We start from the raw sequence: 19438 nt of genomic DNA on the forward strand, positions 1-19438 counted from the left end.
CGTAGCTACGTCAGGAAAAGCTGCTAGCTTGCGATTCAGCGCCGATATCTCTGCTCTACTATTGTTGAGCTTTGATGCCCCTCGCTTACAGTACGCCCGGCGGAGTCTCTTTCATGCTGACTTCGGCACAAGAGAAGTGAATCAAGGGCAATGTGCTCGGCACCTGCCCTTGCCGGTGAGACTACTCGGGCAGCAATTGTCCGGCGGACTGCGCAGCCGCTTGCCGATCGTGTTGCGCATCGGCCGCGTTGCCGGGCCGGATCCTGAACCAGATGGAATACATGGCCGGCAGGAACACCAGGGTCAAAACCGTCCCGGCAAACGTCCCGCCGATGAGCGTGTAAGCGAGTGCGCCCCAGAACACCGAATGGGTCAGCGGAATGAAGGCCAGGATGGCGGCCAATGCGGTGAGAATCACAGGCCGCGCCCGCTGGACGGTGGCCTCCACCACCGCCCTGAACGGATCCAACCCTTCCTCTTTGTTGTGCTGGATCTGCCCGATCAGGATCAGCGTGTTGCGCATCAGGATGCCCGATAGCGCAATCAGGCCGACCAGCGCGTTGATGCCAAACGGCTGCCCGAACAGAATCAAAGTGGGCACCACGCCAATCAAGCCAAGCGGGCTGGTCAGGAACACCATCACCATCGCCGGAATGGACCGCACCTGGAAGATGAGAATCAGCAGGGTAACTGCCAGCATGATCGGAAACAGCGGCAGCATGGCCTTCGTCGCCTTGGCCGATTCTTCGATGGAGCCCGCTTGTTCAATGCGGTATCCGCCGGGCAGTTTCTCGATGATCGGCTGAAGCTGCTTGCTGATCGCTGTCGACACGTCGGGCGGTTGCAGGCCATCGGCAATGTCGCCTCGCACCGTAATGGTCGGCATGCGATCGCGCCGGCGGATGATGGGCTCTTCCATGCGCACATCGATCTTGCCCACCTGAGAGAGCGGAATGCGCTGCCCGTTGGCGCCTGCCAGCGTGAAGTCGCCGATCTTTGCGGGATCAAGCCGGATGTCGCCGGCCGAGCGTGCGGTCACCTGCACGGTGCGGATGTCCTCGCGCACTGACGTCACCGGAATGCCGTTGAGCAGGAATTGCAGCTGTTGCGCCACGGCGCTGGAAGTCAGCCCCACAGCCTGCAGGCGGTCCTGCTGCAAGGTGAAGTGCAGCGCGGGTACGCGCATTCCCCAGTCGGTATTGACCGTGCGCATCATCGGGCTTGCGTCCATCACCTGCTGGACATCGGCCGCGATGCGACGCAACGTCTGCGCATCCGGGCCGGTCACGCGGTAGGCAACCGGGAACGGCGAATAAGGGCCGAACACGAGCTGCGTGACCCGAACGCGCGCCTCGGGGGCAAGACCGTTGGCAATAGCCTGGCGCAGGCGCTGCTTCAATGCGTCACGCTCTTCCTGGCTATCGGTGCGGATCACGAGCTTGGCGAACGACGGATCGGGCAGTTCCGGTCCCATCGCCAGATAGAAGCGCGGCGCGCCCTGGCCAACGTAAGCCGTCACGATCCCGGCCTCCTTCTGTTTGGCCAGCCACGCTTCCAGCTTGGCCGTGGCAGCGCTGGTCTGGTTGATCGACGTACCATAGGGCATCTGCAGCTCGACCAGTACTTCGGGCCGATCCGAGATCGGAAAGAACTGCTTCTTGACCACCGTCATGCCCAGGATGGCCACGGCGAAGAGACCGACGACCGAACCCGCGACCAGCCATTTGCGCGCAATCACGCGCCCAAGCAGCGCACGGAAGCGGTTGTAGCGCGGCGTGTCGTAGATCGCATCGTGGCCGCCCGCCACCTTCTTGAAGTCGGGCAGCATCTTCACGCCCAGGTAAGGCGTGAACACCACCGCAACCACCCAGGACGCAATCAACGCAATGCCCACGATCCAGAACATGTTGCTGGTGTATTCACCCGCAGTGGATCGGGCAAAGCCGTTGGGCATGAAGCCGACAGCCGTCACCAGCGTCCCCGACAGCATGGGCGCCGCGGTGTGGCTCCACGCATAGGCCGAAGCGGCGACGCGGCTGTAACCTTCTTCCATCTTCACCACCATCATTTCGATAGCAATGATGGCGTCGTCCACCAGCAGGCCCAGCGCCAGGATCAACGATCCGAGGGTGATGCGGTCGAAGTTCTTGCCTGTGGCCGCCATCACCACGAACACCACGGCCAGTGTCAGCGGAACAGCTGCGGCCACCACCAGGCCCGCGCGCCAGCCCATGCTGATGAAGCTCACCAGCATGACAACCAACAGCGCGGCAAAGAACTTGAGCATGAACTCGTCGACTGCGGCGCTGATGTTGACCGCCTGGTCCGTCACCTTGGTCAAGCTTATGCCGAGCGGCATTTCAGCGTTGATGGTGCCGACCTCCTTGTCCAGCGCCTGGCCCAGGTCCAGCCCGTTCCAGCCTTCGCGCATGACGATGCCCAGCAGCAGGGCAGGTTGCCCCCCGCTGCGCACCATGAAGGTGGCGGGGTCTTCATAGCCACGCTTGACCGTGGCAATGTCCGACAGCTTCAGCGTGCGCCCCTGCGACACAACCGGCGTATCGCGAATCTTCTGCAGCGCGTCGAATGCGCCGTCCAGGCGGATGAAGACCTGCGGCCCCTTCGTTTCCACCGAGCCCGCAGCCGTCAGTGCATTCTGGCTGTTGAGCGCCGCAAACACGTCTTGTGGACTCACGCCCAGCGTCGCTAGCCGATCATGCGAAAACTCGACATAGATGCGTTCCGACTGCTCGCCGATGATGTTGACCTTCTTCACGCCAGGCACGTGCAGCAATCGCTGGCGCAGTGTCTCCGCGTCGCGCACGAGCACACGTTGCGGCTCGCCCTGCGCCTTGAGTGCGAACAGCGCAAAGGTCACGTCCGCATATTCGTCATTGACCATCGGCCCGATCACGCCGGGCGGAAGGTTGACTACCTCATCGCTGACTTTCTTGCGCGCCTGATAGAACTCTTCCTGGACTTCCGATGGCGGCGTGCTGTCGAGCAACGTCAACGTCGTGAACGCCAGGCCGGGCCGGGTGTACGTTTCTGTACGGTCATACCAGCGCAACTCCTGCATGCGCTTTTCGATCTTCTCGGCTACCTGGTCCTGCATTTCCTGCGCGGTGGCGCCGGGCCAGGCGGTGATGATCGTCATCACCTTGACCGTAAATGCCGGGTCTTCGGCACGGCCCAGCTTGAAGAAAGAAATGAGTCCTGCCAGAGAAATCAGGCAGATCAGGAACAGGGTGACGGCCCGCTCGCGCACGGCGAGTGCCGACAGGTTGAAGCGACCTTGGCTCACAGGCGCACCCCCGCGACGGTCGCACTGGCACCTTGACCCGCCACGCGGACTTGCTGTCCTTCGCGCAGCAACTGTGCGCCAAGCGCGACGATCCGGTCCCCTTGCTTGATTTGGCCCGCAACCCGGGCGCCTTCGTCACCGAGGCGCACGATGGTGACGGACCGCCACGAAACCTTGGCCGGATCCCCCTGGATGACCCACACGCCCGGGCCCTTACCTGCATCGAAGACGGCGCCCAGCGGTACTTGCAGATCGCCTTGCGCGGTGGCAAGCCGATCAGGAATCTGGATCGTCACCGTGGCGCCCAGCGGCGCATTGGCCAGCTCACCGTCCAGCACATAGCGCGCTTCGAAGGTGCGGGTGAGCCGATCCGCCGCATCCGAAAGTTGCCGCAGCTTGGCAGGTACGTCCGCGCTTTCCTTGCCGAAAAGCGTGGCCTGGGCGACAGACCCGATTGCCGGGCGCAGCGTTTCCGGCAACTGGACAACCGCTTCGCGGCGGCCCGCATGGGCCAGACGCACCACAGCCTGCCCGGCGGTGACGACCTGGCCGGGCTCGGCCAGCGTTTCCATGACCACGCCGTCGCCATCGGCAACGAGTTCTGCGTAGCGGCTGGCGTTACGCGCAACGTCAGCCTGCGCTTGCGCCGCGCTCAGTTGGGCTTTGGCCGCGTCCGCCGCAGCCTTGGCCTGGTCATAGGCCGAGGCGGAAACTGCACCCGTTCCACGCAGATCGCGGTAGCGCGCCTCGTCTTCCGCCGTCTGTTGCGCGCGTGCCCGCGCAGCGCTCACGGCTTCTTGTTGTGCCTGCGCGGCGAGCTTCAGATCGACGGGATCGATGCGCATGAGCGGTTGCCCGCGCTTCACGGTTTGGCCCGCATCCACGAGCCGCTCCAGCACCTTGCCGGGCACGCGGAACCCGAGGTCGCTCTGCACCCGGGCTGCGACAACCCCCGTGAATGACCGGGATGCGAAAGCGACTGGCTGAACCAACGCGGCACGCACCAGAGGCGCCTCGGTACGCGGGTCGGCAGGGGTCTTTTCGCTGCAAGCGCTCAACGCGAGCGGCAACGCACAGATAACGGTAGCGGTAACAAAGCAATGCGAAAGCATGAAAGCCCCATCAACAAACTGATCTTGGCTTTCATTCTGGTTCGTGTGACCATTTTAGTCAATGGTCACAAAGAAAAAATCTGCGCGTCAGGGTGAAAGACTTCGGAGCACGAGGCTGGAGAGTAGCGCCGGCGCGCCTTCCGTGTAGTCAAAGCTGTGCTGCAAAAGCAACGGATTGAGGTACGGCCGCATGACCAGGTAGATGGCCATTGTGGCTTCGTCCAGCGGGGTCTTGCGCTCGAAGTCTCCGGTCTCCCGGCCCTCCTGCAGCACATCGCGCAGCACCTTCTGAATGTGTTCTTCGTAGGCGAGCACCGCTTGCCAGCGTTCAGTTGCCGCCGAGGCGGCAATCTCGTACAGCTTGCGGTCCTGGAAGAACAGCCGGAGGCTGGCCTCCGTCGAGGCTTTGAACATGCGCCGGAGCTTTTCCGGCGGGGAATCGGCCTCGGCCAGGGCAGCGCTGACGTCGGCCTCGATCTCGCGCAGGCAGTTGGCGCAGATCATCTCGCCAATGGCCTGCTTGGACTCGAAGAACTTGTAGATGTAGGCCTTGGAAAAACCGATGGCCTTGGCCAGATCGGAAACGGCGGTCTTCTCGTAGCCGTAGCGGCTGAAGTGCTCGGTCGCTGCGGCAACGATCTGGTCCCGCACGTCATGGTCCACCGGGCCGCGGGCGGGAACGGGGTAGGGAGTGGTCTTCATGGGCTCCAGCTTACGCGAGTCGCGATAGTTAAACAACTAGTGACTGTTTTGTACTATAGTCACAGCTATCCTGACGGAAGACGCTTATGTTGCCAAAATACTCCCTTGTCGCCATCTTCATTGCCAGCCTGGCAACCGGCTGCGCCGTCGGACCCGACTATGTGAAGCCGGATGCCCCGCTTCCCGAGCGATTCCAGGGCCAGACTGCGGTTGAACAGCGGACAGCCGCCGCTGGAGCGGATCTGATCGCATGGTGGGCTGGATTTGCGGATCCGCAACTGACGCGGTTCGTGCAAGTCGCGCTGGAACAAAATTTGGACCTCGCCCAGGCATTCGCCCGCGTTACGCAAGCGCGGGCCGGCCTTGGTGCCGCAAATGCGGCGTTACTGCCATCCGGTAATGTCACGGGCCAGGCCGCAAGGATCTACCAGTCCGTCGAAACGCCGCTGGGCCGGGTCTTGAATTCGAGCCCGGGGCTTTGACCGCTACGGCAACGCGTTTGAGGCCGATGTCAGCGCGAGCTGGGAGTTGGACGTATTCGGCGGCCTGCGCCGTGGCCGCGAGGCGGCACTTGCCGACTACCAGGCCTCCCAGGCAGGCGCTATCGCCACACGCCTGGCCGTGGCCGCACAGACTGCCGATATCTACATCACTATCCGGGGATTGCAGACACGCCTGAAGGTGGCTCGCCACCAGGTGCAGACGCAAGAGGCATTGCTCTCCACCGTCAACCTGCTGTACGGCAAGGGACTGGCGGCCGAGCTTCAGATCCGGCAGGCCGAAGGTGCACTCGCCCAGGTTCGCGCTTCCATCCCACCGCTCGAGGCCGGCCTCGATGCGGCGATGAACGCACTGGACGTGATGCTGGGCTCGCTGCCGGGCACGCACCGGACCGAACTGGCAGACGGCGGCGGCATCCCGGCCGCTCCGCAAATTGCGATCAGCGGATCGCCGGGCGAATTGCTGAGACGCCGCCCCGACCTTATCGTCGCCGAGCGCCGCCTAGCCGCTTCCAACGCGCGCATCGGTGTCGCCATTGCCGAGTACTACCCGAAGTTCTCGCTTAGCGGCCTGATCGGCAGCGCCACATCCGTGGGAGCCGGCAGTCTGTTCAGCAGCGGCGCCAGTCAATTTGCCGGCGTGCTCGGGCTGCGCTGGCGCTTGTTCGATTTCGGTCGTATCAACGCGCAAATCGATCAGGCCAAAGGCCAGGAGGCGGAGATGCTGGCCGCGTACCGGCTCGCCGTGCTGCGCGCCACGGAAGACGTGGAAAACGCCTTTTCTGCCCTGGTCAAGCGCGAGCAGCAAGCGGCCGTGCTTACACAAGGCGTGGATTCGCTCGGCCGCGCGCGCAATGCTTCATTTGCCGCGTATCAAAAAGGCGTCGTCAGCCTGATCGAAGTCCTGCAAGCCGACGAAAGCCTGTTGCGCGCATCAGACGCGCGCGCACAGGCCCAAACGGAATCGGCGCGCGCCGCCGTTGCGGCATTCAAGGCGCTGGGCGGTGGCTGGCAGCCCGACGAAGCGACCGCCGTTGCAAGCAAATAGTCGCCCACGCATAAGGCTGCGCATCCGGCGGTAGGGATTGCAACCACCGATTTACCGCAGCTCCAATTCACCCATACAGAAAGAAATCGCCATGTCCAATTCCAAAGTTGTCGTGGTTACCGGTGTGTCTTCGGGCATCGGCCGTGCCACCGCCGCGAAGTTTGCGTCGCGGGGCTGCCGGGTATTCGGCACCGTGCGCAACCTGGCGAAAGCGCAGTCGATACCGGGCGTTGAACTGGTCGAGATGGATATCCGCGATCAAGCTTCGGTTCAGCAGGGAATCCAGACCGTCATCGCGCAGGCCAAGCGCATCGATGTGCTGGTCAATAGTGCCGGCGTGACGTTGCTCGGCGCGACCGAAGAAACGTCGATCGCCGAAGCGCAGGCGCTGTTCGACACCAATGTGTTCGGCATCTTGCGCACCACGCAAGCCGTATTGCCGCACATGCGCGCGCAACGGTCGGGAAGAATCATCAACGTTAGCTCGGTGCTCGGCTTTCTGCCGGCGCCGTACATGAGTCTCTATTCGGCGTCCAAACATGCCGTGGAGGGAATGTCCGAGACGCTGGACCACGAGGTGCGCAAGTTCGGCATCCGTGTGGTGCTTGTCGAACCTTCATTCATCAAGACCAGCCTGGATATCAACGCGCCCCATACGGCTTCCCAGCTATCCGCCTACGACGACGAGCGCAGCGTCGTTTCGCAGGCTATCCAGAAAAGTGTCCAAAAAGCACCGGAACCCGATGGCGTCGCTAGCACAGTGGTCGATGCCGCCCTCGGTGCGTGGGAGATGCGCCGTACACCCAAAGGCGAGGCCTTCCTTCTGAGCAAGTTGCGCCGTTTCATGCCGGCAGGCCCGGTCGATGCAAGTTTGCGGAAGACGTTCGGGCTGTCCTGAAGCGCGTTACCAGAAACAGTTCCGGCGCACACATCATCGGAAGAAGCCCCATGACGAATCCTGACAGCTCAATAACCGCGGCCTCTGCCACGATTGCTCCGGCTTTGCCCAATGCACAGATCAACACCGCATCACCTTGGCCAGTATTCTGGGTATGCCTCTACTTGACAAACCATTCCCATAGAAGCGATCTGCAACCGCGATGTCGGCTATCCTCGCGTGCCTGCAAGCTGTTGGAAGCTGATACCCGCGCGGCAAGGGCCCGCCAACTAGCCGAACACCACCTCCCAGTCTCAACGATGTCAGGCCTCGGCGCCACTTTTGTATGCCGACGACGACTGTCATCCCACAAGATGCAAGCCAGCGAAACAAGGGATTTCCCTCTTCGTGTTCCCGCCGGAGGCCGAGATATCCTTAATGATTAAAGGCTTGTACAAAATTGTGTGCACTAAAGTCGGGTGGGGGGGGCGGGCCGAGTTGGGGCGGAGCGCATGCAGGCGGCACTGCGGCGGTGCGGGCAATCCGCACGGCGCTCGCCGGGCTCGGGCCATGTCTCCGCCGGGACAATGGCCCGGAACTTGCCTCCGCGTGCGGCAACGCAAGCAAGGGGGAATCACATGGCAAGCTCCACGATCAGGGCCAGGGAGGCCAGGAAGGAGGGCGCGGTGCGTGCCGCGCCAGTGGCGCCGGCGGCTACGGCCGATCCTTCTCCAAGGGAGGGGCGGGAGTGCCGGGACGGCGACAGCACGGTGCAGTCGCTCACGCGTGCGCTCCAGCTGATCGAGCTGCTGTCCGACGACGACGAGGGTTACCGGCTAGTGGATCTGGCTGCGCGCAGCGGCCTGTCGACATCCACCGTCCATCGTCTGCTGACCACGCTGGAGCAGCGCCAGTTTGTCCAGTTCGATCGCGAGCGCAGTCTATGGTACGTCGGGGTGCGTTGCTTCGCGGTGGGCACTGCTTTTGCCCGCCGGCGGCGTATCAGCGAACTCGCGCTGCCGGTGATGCATCGCCTGAGCGCCCTGTCCGGCGAGACCATCAACCTGGGCGTGGCCAGTGAAGGGCAGATCGTCTTTGCCTGCCAGGTGGAGGGCCGCAATGGCAGCCATGCGCTGGCCAGGCCAGGACAGCGCGCGCCGCTGCATGGCACCGCCATGGGCCAGGCGGTGCTGGCTGCCAAGAGCGAACCTGACGTGCTGCAATACCTGCGCACCTTCGGCCTGCCGCGCCTGACCAACAACACCATCGCTCGTCCCTCGCGCCTGCACGAGACGCTGGCCGAAGTGCGCCGGCGCGGCTATGCGGTGGACGACGAACAGAATGCGGTCGGCCTGTGCTGCATTGCCGCCGCCGTCTACGACGAGCACGGCCGGCCCTTTGCCGCGGTCTCGCTGGCGGGGTCCAGCCAGCGCATCGTGCGCGCACGCTTCGATGAGCTTGGCGCGTGGGTGCGCTGGGCTGCCGCGGAGATCAGCGCCGCCTACGGCGGGCGCTGCACCAGTGTGCCCTGCCCGCAGCCAATGCCTGCCTTGCCCATGCATTTCCATGCTGCTGCACCGGAAAGTCCTTGATTCATAAGGATTAATTCAAGACTTTCCGGCCTGCGGGAAAGCCGCCGCGCGGGTTCAGTCATGCGCTTCAATGTAAGGAACGCTACGACACCCGCGCATCATGAAGACACTACTCGCCGATACGCCCTGGAGCCGACGACTTACCGCCGGCATTGACCGCATCGCCATTCTGTGCGGATGGTGGCTGATCGTGCTGTCGGTCGCGACCTGCGTCGAAATGCTGGGGCGCAAGCTGGGCGGCTTCAGCCTGCAGGGCATCGATGAGATCGGTGGCTATACCTACGCCATCCTCGGCGCATTCGGATTTGCCTACACACTGGTCACGCGCGGCCATACCCGTGTGGACTTCCTGATGACGCGCTTTCCCGTCAAGGTGCAGGCGGTGCTGAACCTGCTGGCGATGCTGAGCCTGACCGCCATGGTCGGACTTTGCGTCTGGCGCGGCGGCCACGTGCTGGCGGACACCATCGACCTGCACAGCACTGCGTCCACGCCGCTGGCCACGCCCCTGTGGATGCCCCAGGCGCTGTGGCTGGCCGGCTACGCCCTGTTTGCCCTGGTGGCAGCCAGCGCGGCATGGCACGCCTTGCAACTGCTGGTGCGGCGCGATTGGGTCCGGCTGAACAGCCAGTTCGGGCCCCAGACCCTGGCCGAGGAGATTGAGGCGGAGGCGGATATCCGCGTCGCCACCGCGCCGCCCGGAGCTGCCGCCACGGGCCAGGACAAGGCTGGAGGCAAGAGTGAAGGAGTCGCAGCATGATCGGCGCCATGGAAATTCTGATCGGGCTGTTCCTGATGATGGGGCTGATGTTTCTCGGCTTCCATGTGGCCAGCAGCATGCTGGTGGTGGGCGTGGTCGGGGCGCTGCTCCATTTCGGCATGCCCGCCATCGATGCGGTCGGCGAACAGCTGTGGGCCGCCGGCGAAGACTACCTGTTACTGTCGATCCCGCTGTATATCCTGCTCGGGGAGATCCTGATGCGCGGCGGCGCCACGGACAAGATGTATCAGTCCCTTGGCGACTGGCTGAACCGGCTGCCGGGCGGTCTGTTGCATACCAATATCGGCGCCTCGGCGTTGTTCTCTGCGGTGTCCGGCTCCTCGGTGGCCACTGCCGCCACCATCTCCACGGTCGCGCTGCCTTCCTTTCGCAACCGCGGCTACGACCAGCGCATGGTGCTGGGCTCGATCGCCGCCGGCGCGAGCCTGGGCAACCTGATCCCGCCCGGCGTGGCGTTCATCATCTACGGTTCGATGACCAATACGTCGGCGGCGCGGCTGTATGTCGCGGGCGTGCTGCCCGGCGCCATCATGACGGTGCTGTTTCTGGCCACGATCCTGCTGATCTGCCTGTGGAAGCCCGAGGCGGGCGGCCCGCGCGAGGCCCGCGTCGCGCTGCTCGCCAGGTTAAACAATACGCGCCACCTGGCGGGTCCGCTGCTGGTGTTTGCCGTGGTGATGGGCAGCATCTACACCGGCTGGGCCACGGTCACCGAGAGCGCCGCGCTCGGCGTGCTGGTTTGCCTGCCGGTGGCGGCGGCCTATGGCAAGCTCAGCGTCGCCATGCTGCACGAATGCTTCCGCTCCACGCTGCGCCTGACCTCGATGACGGCGCTGATCCTGGTGGCCGCGCTCTACCTGAACTTCGTGCTGTCCATGCTGGGCGTGCCGCAGGCGCTGGCCGGCCTGATGAAGCAGGTGGACGTGTCGCCAGCGGTGCTGCTGTGGCTGCTGGCGGTCCTCTACCTGGTGCTGGGTATTGCGCTGGAGACGATGCCGATGCTGGTCGGCACAGTGCCGGTGGTATTCCCCATTGTGCAGGCGGCCGGCATCGACCCCGTGTTCTTCGGCGTGTTCATGGTGCTGATGTGCGAGATGTCGCTGATCAGCCCGCCGATCGGCATGACCCTCTACGTGATCCAGGGCGTGCGTGGCGAAGGATCGATCAATGAAGTCTTCCAGGGCACGCTGCCGTTCTTTGCCGCCATGGTGGTGATGACCGCCGTGCTGATCCATTTCCCGGCAATTGCCACCTACTTGCCCAACTTGATGTTCGGCCAATGACTGCAAGGAACTCCCCATGAAAGCCAAACGAATCGCCGGCGCGCTGATCGCGGCCGCCCACGTTGCCTGCATTGCCGGCACGTTGCTGCCGGGCACTGCCCAGGCACAGGCCACGCAACCGGCCCAGCACACGAAGCTGCGCGTAGCGGGCAACCTCGTGGCGACGGGCCTGATCCAGCAGAACAAGGAGCAGCCCTTCTTCGAGAACTTCGCCAAAAATACCGGGCTGCCGCTCGATGCCGACTACAAGCCCATGGATGTGCTCGGCATTAAGGATGCAGACGGCTTGCGCGTGCTGCGCTCCGGGCTGTTCGACATCGTCAGCCTGCGCCTGGCCCAGGTCTCGCGCGACGAGCCCTTCTTCCTCGGCCCCGATATCGTTGGCCTGAGCACCGACTACGGCGCCGCAGCCAAGGCCGTGGACGCGTACCGCAATGCATTCGACAAGCGCTTGCAGGAACGCTACGGCGCCAAGTTGCTGGGAATCTGGCCGTTCGGGCCGCAGGTGGTCTTCTGCAAGACGCAGATCGGCGGCCTGGCCGACCTGAAGGGCAAGAAGGTGCGCGTCTATGACCAGTCGCTCGCCAAGTTCATCGAGAAGCTTGGCGGCATTCCGGTGACGATACCTTTTGGCGAGACCCAGCAGGCACTCGAGCGCGGCGTCACCGACTGCGCGATCACCGGGCCCAGCTCGGCGAACACGGCGGGCTGGCCCGAGGTCACTTCGTACTTCATGCCGGTCGGCTTCCAAATCGCGCTCAATGCCTACGCCATCAAGCTCAGTCGGTGGAACGCGTTGCCGCCCGAGCAGCAGGCGCGCCTGGCCGAGGTCTTCCAGCGTTTCGAGCGCGATACCTGGGCCTATTCGCGCGAGCTGTTCGAGGATGCTTCACGCTGCAACGTCGGCAAGGAGCCGTGCAAGACCGGCAAGAAGTTCTCCATGAAGGAAGTGCCCGTGCGTGCTGCCGACCTGCAACTGGTCCGCGATGCCCTGACCACGGTCTCGCTGCCGACTTGGACCGATGTCTGCGACAAGTCCTACCCGCAGTGCTCGGCCATCTGGAAGCAGACCATCGGGCCGCTGATCGGGCTCAAGTGACGACGCAGGGCGCGGCGGAGATGACCATGGACGATCTTTGGAAACTGCCGGCACATAAGCTTGCCAACGGCTACGCCGCCGGCCGCTTCACCCCGCAGCAGGCGCTGGAGGCCTGCCTGGCGCGCACAGCGCAATGCAATCCGGTGCTGAACGCGGTGATCGCACTCGACGTTGAAGGCGCCATGGCGGCGGCGCGGGAGAGCACCGCGCGCTGGCGCCGCGGCGCGCCGCTTGGCGCGCTCGACGGCGTGCCGATCACCGTCAAGGACAACCTGCACGTGCGCGGCATGCCTACGCATTGGGGCAGCCGCGCGCTGGCGGGTTTCGTCCCGGACAGCGACGAACTGCCGGTGGCGCGCCTGCGCGCCGCCGGGGCGCTGATCTTCGGCAAGACCAATGTGCCTGAGTTCGCCATGCAGGGCTATACCGACAACCTGGTCTTCGGCACGAGCGGCAACCCGTGGCAGCCGGCCCTGACGCCGGGCGGGTCCTCCGGCGGCGCCGTTGCCGCGGTGGCATCCGGTTGCAGCCCGCTTGCGCTGGGCACCGACGGCGGCGGTTCGATCCGGCGCCCAGCCTCGCATACCGGGCTGGTGGGCTTCAAGCCATCGCCCGGTCGCCTGCCGCGCGGCGGCGGGTTGCCCGAGATATTCATGCGCTATGAGGTAGTCGGCCCGCTGGCCCGCTGCATGGCCGACGCGATGGCCATGGCCGAAGCGCTGGGCGATTTCGACCCGCGCGATCCCGATTCGCGGCGCTTTGCCGACGTGCCGCTGCAGCTGCCGCCGCGGCCCTGCCGCGTCCTGTACGTGCCGCGCTTTGGCGACCATCCCGTGGATGCGTGCATCGCTGGCCGGACTGAGGAGGCAGCACAGGGACTGCGCGCGCTGGGCCACACGGTGGAAACCGCGCAAGCTTTTACGCTGGCCGAAGAGGTCAATGAAAAGTGGTCGCTGTTGTCGCAGACCGGCCTGGCGTGGCTGGTGGAGCAGGGCGGCCGGCAATTGCCGTTCTGCCCGCGGCTCGATGCGGGCACGTTCGATACGGCCGCGCAGGCCAATGTGTCGGCAGGCGCAGACCTGCGCGCCGTGCAGCTGTTTGACTTGCTGATGGCCGTGGAGCGCATGCGCGCCGAGCTCTCCTTACTGTTCGATCGCTACGACCTGCTGCTGACGCCAGCCGCAGCCGCATTGCCATGGCCGGCCGCGCAGACGCACCCGCCGGTCATTGCGGGCCGTGAGGTGGGGCCTCGTGGCCATGCGGTCTTTACCGCCTTCGCCAATGCAGCCGGGCTGCCCGCGATTGCGCTGCCGTGCGGCTTTGCGGAAGGTTTGCCAGTTGGCATCCAGCTGGTGGCCGCACCGGCCGAAGACGCGCTGCTGCTGGCCATTGCCCGCCAGTTCGAGCAGGCGTTCCCGACTCAGCCTGGATTCCCACTGGACGGGGACGGCCTATGACGACCCTCGTTGCGCCCGGCACGCCGGCCGCGCTTGCGCAGCTGCTCTGCGGCGCGCGCGAGCTGGGCGAGCGGGTCGATCCGGCGCTGTTGGGCGCGCTCGCCCGCGACGGCAGCTACGCCGTGCAGGACGCCACGCTTGCCAGGATCGGCCCAGTTGGCGGCTGGAAGGTCGGCGCGGGCGGGCCTGGCCAGGAGCCCACCTGCGCGCCGCTGCCGGCAGCCGGGCTGCTGCCGCATGGCGTGGCCCTGCAGGGGTCGGGCTGGCGCTTGCGCGGCATCGAGGTCGAAGTCGCTTTCGTGCTCGGCGCCAGCCTGCCGCCGCGCGACAAGCCCTACACGCACCACGATATCGAGGCCGCGCTCGCCCATGTGGTGCCGGCGATTGAAATCGTGGAAAGCCGCCTGGAAGACTGGCTGGGGGCCGGACGCGACGCGCAGTTGGCAGACCTGCTCAGCCATGGCGCACTTGTGATGGGACGCCCAAGGGTGTTCACGCGCGACTGGCTGCACCTGGGCGCGCTGGAAGCCACGCTGCGTTTTGGCCGGCGGACCGTCGCCCATACGATTGGCGGGCACCAGAGCCCGGACATCGGTGCGCTGCTGGTCTGGCTGGCCAACCACTGCGCGGCGCGCGGCGTCGGGTTGAAGGCCGGGCAGGTGGTGACTACCGGTACCTGCACTGGGCTGCTGCTTGCCTCTGCGGGAAGCCGCGTCAGCGGTGCAATTGAAGGGCTGGGGACGGTGACGGTGCGGTTCTAGGTCATCTGGGTACGCCAGGTGCTGACGCGGGCGACGCCAGGTCCGCCTCAGGGGTCCCCAACCCGGAAAAACCGTGATCGCCATCACGGGTGACTGCTGCTGACTTGCTGTCGGCCTGGCTATTGAGCCGAGTCTGAGGGCCTCTGCTTGGGCCAACCGGGCGACACAGGCATCAACGGTGACCAGCGCGTCGCACACGCCGGTGGGCCACCAATACGGAGGCTGCAGCCGTAGATCACTGCGCAGCTCCATGAGTACCGCGGCGGCCGTGCGATCCGTTAAAATCCATCAGCAACGCGAGCTCGCTAAACACCGAGCCGGAAGCGGTTGGCCAGCTCTTCCACGATCGATGCCTGCAGCCTGTCGCGAGAAATCTTGAGCGGATCGCGATCTGCGGTCGACACCATCCAGCGCGGTTTCCTGTGGCAGCAGCAGTCATCCGCGCGGTGGCAACCCATGTGGCAACGTGTCGGGTGCCCTCCAAAAAGCGATGAACCGATCCGATGCCGCTCCTGCGTAGCTCGGTGCCGCGCATCCTCCTCGCTGTGCAGGTAACCGCTCGTGGTCGAGATTGAGCTGTGCCCAAAATTATCCCTGACATACCGATTCGCAAAGGCCGTAAAGATACCAGATCGGCGATTTTGGCGTTGACGCCGCAATTCTGATGACTTTCTTTGCTTTGTCCGAAACCGTTGCCATAATGTCGACGAAAAAGTGAAACCCGGGGCACAAAGAAGCGTGTAACGTCGGAATGCGGGGTCAGATTTTCTGGGACGACATGGAATTCAAGCAATCCATTCAGGCAGTGGCCGCTACACCGCGCGGCCGGCTGGCAACCCGCCTTGTCGGTGGCGTGGTCGCCACGCTCGCGGTGTTCGGGCTGGCGGGCTATTTCGGCGGACCGCCGCTGCTCAAATACCTGATCGAAAAGAACGCGACTGAAGCGCTGGGGCGCAAGGTCACGCTAGGCAAGGCGCACGTGCGGCCATTCGAGTTGGCCGCCACGCTGTCCGAACTGACGGTTTTCGAGCGCGACGGCAAGACGCCCGCGCTGACGCTGGGCGAGGTCGAGGCCAATACTTCGCTGGCATCGGTCTGGCACCTTGCCCCGGTGGTGGACAACCTGCACGTCGACCGCCTCGCCGTGCGCGTGGCGCGCGGCGCCGACGGCCGCATGAGCTTTGCCGATGTCCAGGAAAAATTCGCGGCGATGCCGCCCAAGCCGGCCGATGCCAAGCCTGCGCGCTTCTCGGTCAACAATATTGCCGTGACTGGCAGCAGCTTCAGCTATGACGACAAGTTGCTCGACACCAGCCTGCGGGTCGACCACCTGACGCTGACGCTGCCGTTCCTGTCTAACCTGCCGCACGACGTCGAAATCGTCACGCGGCCGACACTGAGCGCCCAGGTCAACGGCACGCCGCTGGCGCTCGACGGCGAGGTGCTGCCGTTCGCCGATTCACGCCAGACCCGGCTCAATGTGAACCTCGACGGGCTCGACGTGACGCGCTTCATGGCTTTCGCGCCGCCGCTGCGCGATGCCGAGGTCAAGTCCGGCAAGCTCGATACGCGCCTGACGGTGGCGTTCCGCCAGCAGAAAGACACGCAGGAAATGCTGCTGATGGGCACCGCCGCGCTGCGCGATGCCGATATCCGCACGCGCGCCGGCCAGCCGCTGGTAAAAAGCGGCCGGCTGGCGCTGGACATCGCCCGGATCGAGCCGCTGGCGCACCAGGCCCAGCTGCGCAGCGTGGAAATCGAAGGGCTGGGGGTGCAAGCCGTGCGGCGCGCCGACGGCACGCTGAACCTTGCGACAGCATTCCTGCCGCAGACGGTAAGCAAGTCGACCGACGGCGTGGCGCCAGCCCCGGCTCCAACGCCGGCCCCGGCGGCGTCTGCGCCTGCCGCTCCGCCTTCGGCTTCTTCCGCGCAAGCCGCGCCGGCCGGCCCCGCGCCCAAGGACCAGCCGTGGCGCTATGCGGTTGACCGCATCGTGGTAAAGCAGGCCAGCTTCGGGTTTGAAGACGCGCTGGCCCCGTCGGGCCCGGGCAAGCTGGCGCTCGGCCCGCTCGACGCCGAGGTCAAGGGCTTTGCCGGCACCGAAGGCGACAAGCCGGCGCATATCGACGCCACCCTGACCGTGGCCGACGGCCAGACCCTGCACCATACCGGCGACCTGCTGCTGCGCGACGGCACGCTGGCCGGCACGCTCGAGACCACGGGGCTGCGGCCACAGGGTTTCGCCGCATGGTGGCCGCGCGAGTTGCGCAGCCAGTTCGGCGAGACCGCGGTCAATGCCGAGCTGCACTACCGCATGTCGTGGGCCGCGCCGCAATTCCAGTTCGTGCTGGAAAAATCCCGGGTGGAACTGGCGCCGCTCTATGTCGCCACGCGCGATCCGGTAGTGATGCCGGCTATGCCCGCCGCCACCGCCGCCACCGCCAACACCGCGACGGAAGCGGCGGCGCAGGCCCCGCGGCGTGCCAGCCGCCGTGCGCGCGAGCGCGCCGACGCCGACCGTGCAGGCGCCAACTTGCCGCTGCTGCGTGCCGAGAAGCTGGTGCTCGACGATATCCAGCTCGACCTCGCACGCCAGACCTTCGAGACCAGCCAGGTGACGCTGGCGCAGCCGCAGATCGCGGCCACGCGCGACCACAGCGGCCAACTGCTCGAAATGGCGCGGCTGTGGGCCAGCGAGTCGGCCCAGCAGGCGCGCGCCACGCCGCGCAAGGCACCGGCCCCCGCTGCGAATGCCACGAATGCCACCAACGCCACGAATGGCACCCATGGCACCCATGGCACCCATGGCACCCATGGCACCAATGGCAGAAGCGGCAGAAGCGGCAGTGCCGCAGCAGGTGGCTGGCAGGCCAAGATCGGCAAGATCGCCGTGGACGGCGGCAATGCGCGCGTGGCGGACTACCAGCCGGCCGAAGCCAACCGCGGCCGCCCGGTAATCCACCAGTTCCGCAATATCGAGCTCAGCACCGGCGCCATTGCCTGGCCGCTGACGCCGGCGGCGGTGCCGGTGAAGCTGCATGCCGAATCCGGCCGGCGCGGCGTGATCGGCATCGACGGCACCGTATTGCCCGCCATGCCGGCGAGCCGCCTGCAGCTGGACCTGCGCCAGGTGGAAGTGGGGCCACTGCAGCCGTACCTGGCCGACCGCCTCAATGCGGCGCTGCGCAGCGGCACGCTGACCGTCAAGGGCAAGCTCAATGTCGATGCCCCCAGCGGCAAGCCGATCGCCGCGTACTTTGCCGGCAACGTGCTGGCCGGCAACGTCCGTACGGTCGACCGCGTCAGCGGCGAAGACTTCCTGCGCTGGCGCTCGCTCGCGGTGTCGGGCATCGATTTCGCGATGGACGAGAGCAAGGGGCCGATGCGCGTCAGCCTGGGCAATATCGCGCTGTCCGATTTCTATGCGCGCGTGATCCTGAACGCCAACGGCCGCCTGAACCTGCAGGACGTGATGGCGGGCGGCGCGGCCAAGGGCGAGGCAGCGCCCTCCACCAGCCTGACGCAGGCCAACCCGGCCTCGGCGCCGGCAGCGCCGCCGGTGCAGGCCGGCGACACGCGCACCGCGCAGGTCGAGCAGAAGCCGGGCGGGCCCAAGCCGCAGATCCGCATCGGTGGTGTGTCGGTGAACCAGGGCAACATCAATTTCTCGGATTTCTTCGTCAAGCCGAACTACACAGCCAACCTGACCGGCATGAAAGGCTCGGTGTCCAAGGTGTCGTCGGGCGATCCCGCGCCGGCCGACCTGGTGCTCGACGGCCGCATCGACGACGACGCGCCGGTCACCATCAGCGGCAAGCTCAACCCGCTGGGCGAGCAGCTGTTCCTGGACATTGCCGCCAAGGCTTCGGGGGTGGAGCTGACGCGGCTGACGCCGTACGCGGCCAAGTATGCCGGCTACCCGATCACCAAGGGCAAGCTGACCGTCGACGTCGCGTACAAGATCGAGAACGGCAAGCTCGATGCGCGTAACCACCTGTTCCTCGACCAGCTCACCTTCGGCGAGCGCGTCGACAGCCCGGACGCCACCAAGCTGCCGGTGCTGCTGGCGGTGTCGCTGCTGAAGGACCGCAATGGCGTGATCGACGTGAACCTGCCGGTCTCCGGCTCGCTGTCGGACCCGGAGTTCAGCATTGGCGGCGTGATCGTGCGCGTGATCGTCAACCTGCTGACCAAAGCGATCACTTCGCCGTTTTCGCTGATCGCGTCGGCCTTCGGCGGCAGTGGCGAAGAACTCGGCTATGTCGAGTTCGCGCCCGGCACGTCGACGCTGTCGCCGGCGGCGAAGGACAAGATCGGCAAGCTCGGCCAGGCGCTGAACGACCGGCCTTCGCTGCGGCTGGAAATCAGCGGCCGCATCGACCCGGCCACCGACGAGGCCGGCGCGCGTCGCGCGTGGCTGGATGCGCGCGTGGCCGAACAGAAGCGGCGCGACCTTCGCAACAGCGCGCAGAACGGCGCCGAGGCTGGCGATGACGAGTCTGGCGAGCAGGGCGCCGAGGTCAAGGTTTCGAAGCAGGAATACCCGAAGTACCTGGAAGAGGTCTACAAGCGCACCTCGATGAAGAAGCCGCGCAATTTCGTCGGCTTTGCCAAGTCGCTCCCGCCCGAGGAAATGGAGAAGCTGCTGATGGCCAACGCCACTGTCTCCGACGCCGACCTGAAGCGGCTTGCCGAGCAGCGCGCGCTGGTGGTCAAGCAGTCTCTGGAGCGCGAAGGCAAGGTGCCGGAGAGCCGGCTATTCCTCACCGCGCCCAAGCTCACGGCCGAGGGCATCAAGGACAAGGGGGCGCCGAACCGGGTGGACTTCTCGATCCGCCAGTAGCCGGGTTGCCGGCGGCGCCTGTCACGGTGCCGCCGGCAAAAGACGGTATGATTCGGCCCGGGCTATCTGTCATGACCGA

At 65.4% G+C, this 19438-nt stretch carries 11 protein-coding genes and 2 pseudogenes; 9 read left to right on the top strand and 4 right to left on the bottom strand.

The genetic code is table 11. From position 1 onward, the window contains the following. Window positions 1–181 precede the first annotated feature (181 nt). The 3 genes from ACIP1U_RS16410 to ACIP1U_RS16420 form a co-directional block, all read right to left on the bottom strand. Complete coding sequence (locus tag ACIP1U_RS16410; protein WP_400316696.1) at window positions 182–3304, bottom strand: efflux RND transporter permease subunit; 3123 nt, start codon at window positions 3302–3304, stop codon at window positions 182–184. Next, window positions 3301–4416: an efflux RND transporter periplasmic adaptor subunit gene (locus ACIP1U_RS16415; RefSeq protein WP_400316697.1), complete on the bottom strand. Its 1116-nt coding sequence runs from the start codon at window positions 4414–4416 to the stop codon at window positions 3301–3303. Before ACIP1U_RS16415 ends, ACIP1U_RS16410 begins: the two co-directional genes overlap by 4 nt. Window positions 4417–4503: 87 nt before the next feature. Then, a complete protein-coding gene (locus tag ACIP1U_RS16420) occupies window positions 4504–5118 on the bottom strand; it encodes a TetR/AcrR family transcriptional regulator (protein ID WP_400316699.1) in 615 nt (204 codons plus the stop codon). An 86-nt stretch (window positions 5119–5204) separates the two neighbouring features. Between ACIP1U_RS16420 and ACIP1U_RS16425 the strand changes: the two are divergent. From ACIP1U_RS16425 to ACIP1U_RS16460, 8 genes and pseudogenes are all read left to right on the top strand, one after another. Next, window positions 5205–6666: pseudogene (locus tag ACIP1U_RS16425) on the top strand (efflux transporter outer membrane subunit). Between the two features lie 91 nt (window positions 6667–6757). Next, window positions 6758–7564 carry an oxidoreductase gene (locus tag ACIP1U_RS16430; protein ID WP_400316701.1) on the top strand — a complete coding sequence of 269 codons (807 nt, stop codon included), beginning with the start codon at window positions 6758–6760 and terminating at the stop codon, window positions 7562–7564. A gap of 617 nt (window positions 7565–8181) precedes the next feature. Further along, window positions 8182–9135, top strand: a complete 954-nt coding sequence (locus ACIP1U_RS16435; protein WP_400316703.1) for an IclR family transcriptional regulator — start codon at window positions 8182–8184, stop codon at window positions 9133–9135. Window positions 9136–9235: 100 nt separating this feature from the next. Next, window positions 9236–9895, top strand: a complete 660-nt coding sequence (locus tag ACIP1U_RS16440) for a TRAP transporter small permease subunit (RefSeq protein WP_400316705.1) — start codon at window positions 9236–9238, stop codon at window positions 9893–9895. Further along, complete coding sequence (locus ACIP1U_RS16445) at window positions 9892–11199, top strand: TRAP transporter large permease (RefSeq protein WP_400316707.1); 1308 nt, start codon at window positions 9892–9894, stop codon at window positions 11197–11199. Before ACIP1U_RS16440 ends, ACIP1U_RS16445 begins: the two co-directional genes overlap by 4 nt. Window positions 11200–11215: 16 nt before the next feature. Next, window positions 11216–12298 carry a TRAP transporter substrate-binding protein gene (locus tag ACIP1U_RS16450; RefSeq protein ID WP_400316709.1) on the top strand — a complete coding sequence of 361 codons (1083 nt, stop codon included), beginning with the start codon at window positions 11216–11218 and terminating at the stop codon, window positions 12296–12298. A gap of 26 nt (window positions 12299–12324) precedes the next feature. Next, window positions 12325–13755 carry an amidase gene (locus tag ACIP1U_RS16455; RefSeq protein ID WP_400316711.1) on the top strand — a complete coding sequence of 477 codons (1431 nt, stop codon included), beginning with the start codon at window positions 12325–12327 and terminating at the stop codon, window positions 13753–13755. Beyond that, window positions 13752–14516, top strand: coding sequence for a 2-keto-4-pentenoate hydratase (locus ACIP1U_RS16460; RefSeq protein WP_400316712.1), 765 nt, complete (start codon window positions 13752–13754; stop codon window positions 14514–14516). The genes ACIP1U_RS16455 and ACIP1U_RS16460 overlap by 4 nt, the downstream gene beginning before the upstream one ends. Before the next feature lie 494 nt (window positions 14517–15010). On the opposite strand, the pseudogene ACIP1U_RS16465 reads toward ACIP1U_RS16460, so the two are convergent. Next, window positions 15011–15121: pseudogene (locus tag ACIP1U_RS16465) on the bottom strand (recombinase XerD); the annotation flags it as partial. A gap of 146 nt (window positions 15122–15267) precedes the next feature. On the opposite strand from ACIP1U_RS16465, the gene ACIP1U_RS16470 reads away from it, so the two are divergent. Next, a complete protein-coding gene (locus ACIP1U_RS16470) occupies window positions 15268–19359 on the top strand; it encodes a DUF748 domain-containing protein (RefSeq protein WP_400316714.1) in 4092 nt (1363 codons plus the stop codon). Window positions 19360–19438 lie beyond the last annotated feature (79 nt).

Source organism: Cupriavidus sp. NPDC089707, assembly GCF_044748965.1.
Classification (GTDB): Bacteria; Pseudomonadota; Gammaproteobacteria; order Burkholderiales; family Burkholderiaceae; genus Cupriavidus.

Excerpts from the sequence above, each read along its gene's own strand:
- ACIP1U_RS16415 (WP_400316697.1), bottom strand. The coding sequence starts at position 4,416 with ATGCTTTCGCATTGCTTTGTTACCGCTACCGTTATCTGTGCGTTGCCG.
- ACIP1U_RS16420 (WP_400316699.1), bottom strand. The coding sequence starts at position 5,118 with ATGAAGACCACTCCCTACCCCGTTCCCGCCCGCGGCCCGGTGGACCAT.
- ACIP1U_RS16430 (WP_400316701.1), top strand. The coding sequence starts at position 6,758 with ATGTCCAATTCCAAAGTTGTCGTGGTTACCGGTGTGTCTTCGGGCATC.
- ACIP1U_RS16435 (WP_400316703.1), top strand. The coding sequence starts at position 8,182 with ATGGCAAGCTCCACGATCAGGGCCAGGGAGGCCAGGAAGGAGGGCGCG.
- ACIP1U_RS16440 (WP_400316705.1), top strand. The coding sequence starts at position 9,236 with ATGAAGACACTACTCGCCGATACGCCCTGGAGCCGACGACTTACCGCC.
- ACIP1U_RS16445 (WP_400316707.1), top strand. The coding sequence starts at position 9,892 with ATGATCGGCGCCATGGAAATTCTGATCGGGCTGTTCCTGATGATGGGG.
- ACIP1U_RS16450 (WP_400316709.1), top strand. The coding sequence starts at position 11,216 with ATGAAAGCCAAACGAATCGCCGGCGCGCTGATCGCGGCCGCCCACGTT.
- ACIP1U_RS16455 (WP_400316711.1), top strand. The coding sequence starts at position 12,325 with ATGGACGATCTTTGGAAACTGCCGGCACATAAGCTTGCCAACGGCTAC.
- ACIP1U_RS16460 (WP_400316712.1), top strand. The coding sequence starts at position 13,752 with ATGACGACCCTCGTTGCGCCCGGCACGCCGGCCGCGCTTGCGCAGCTG.
- ACIP1U_RS16470 (WP_400316714.1), top strand. The coding sequence starts at position 15,268 with ATGCGGGGTCAGATTTTCTGGGACGACATGGAATTCAAGCAATCCATT.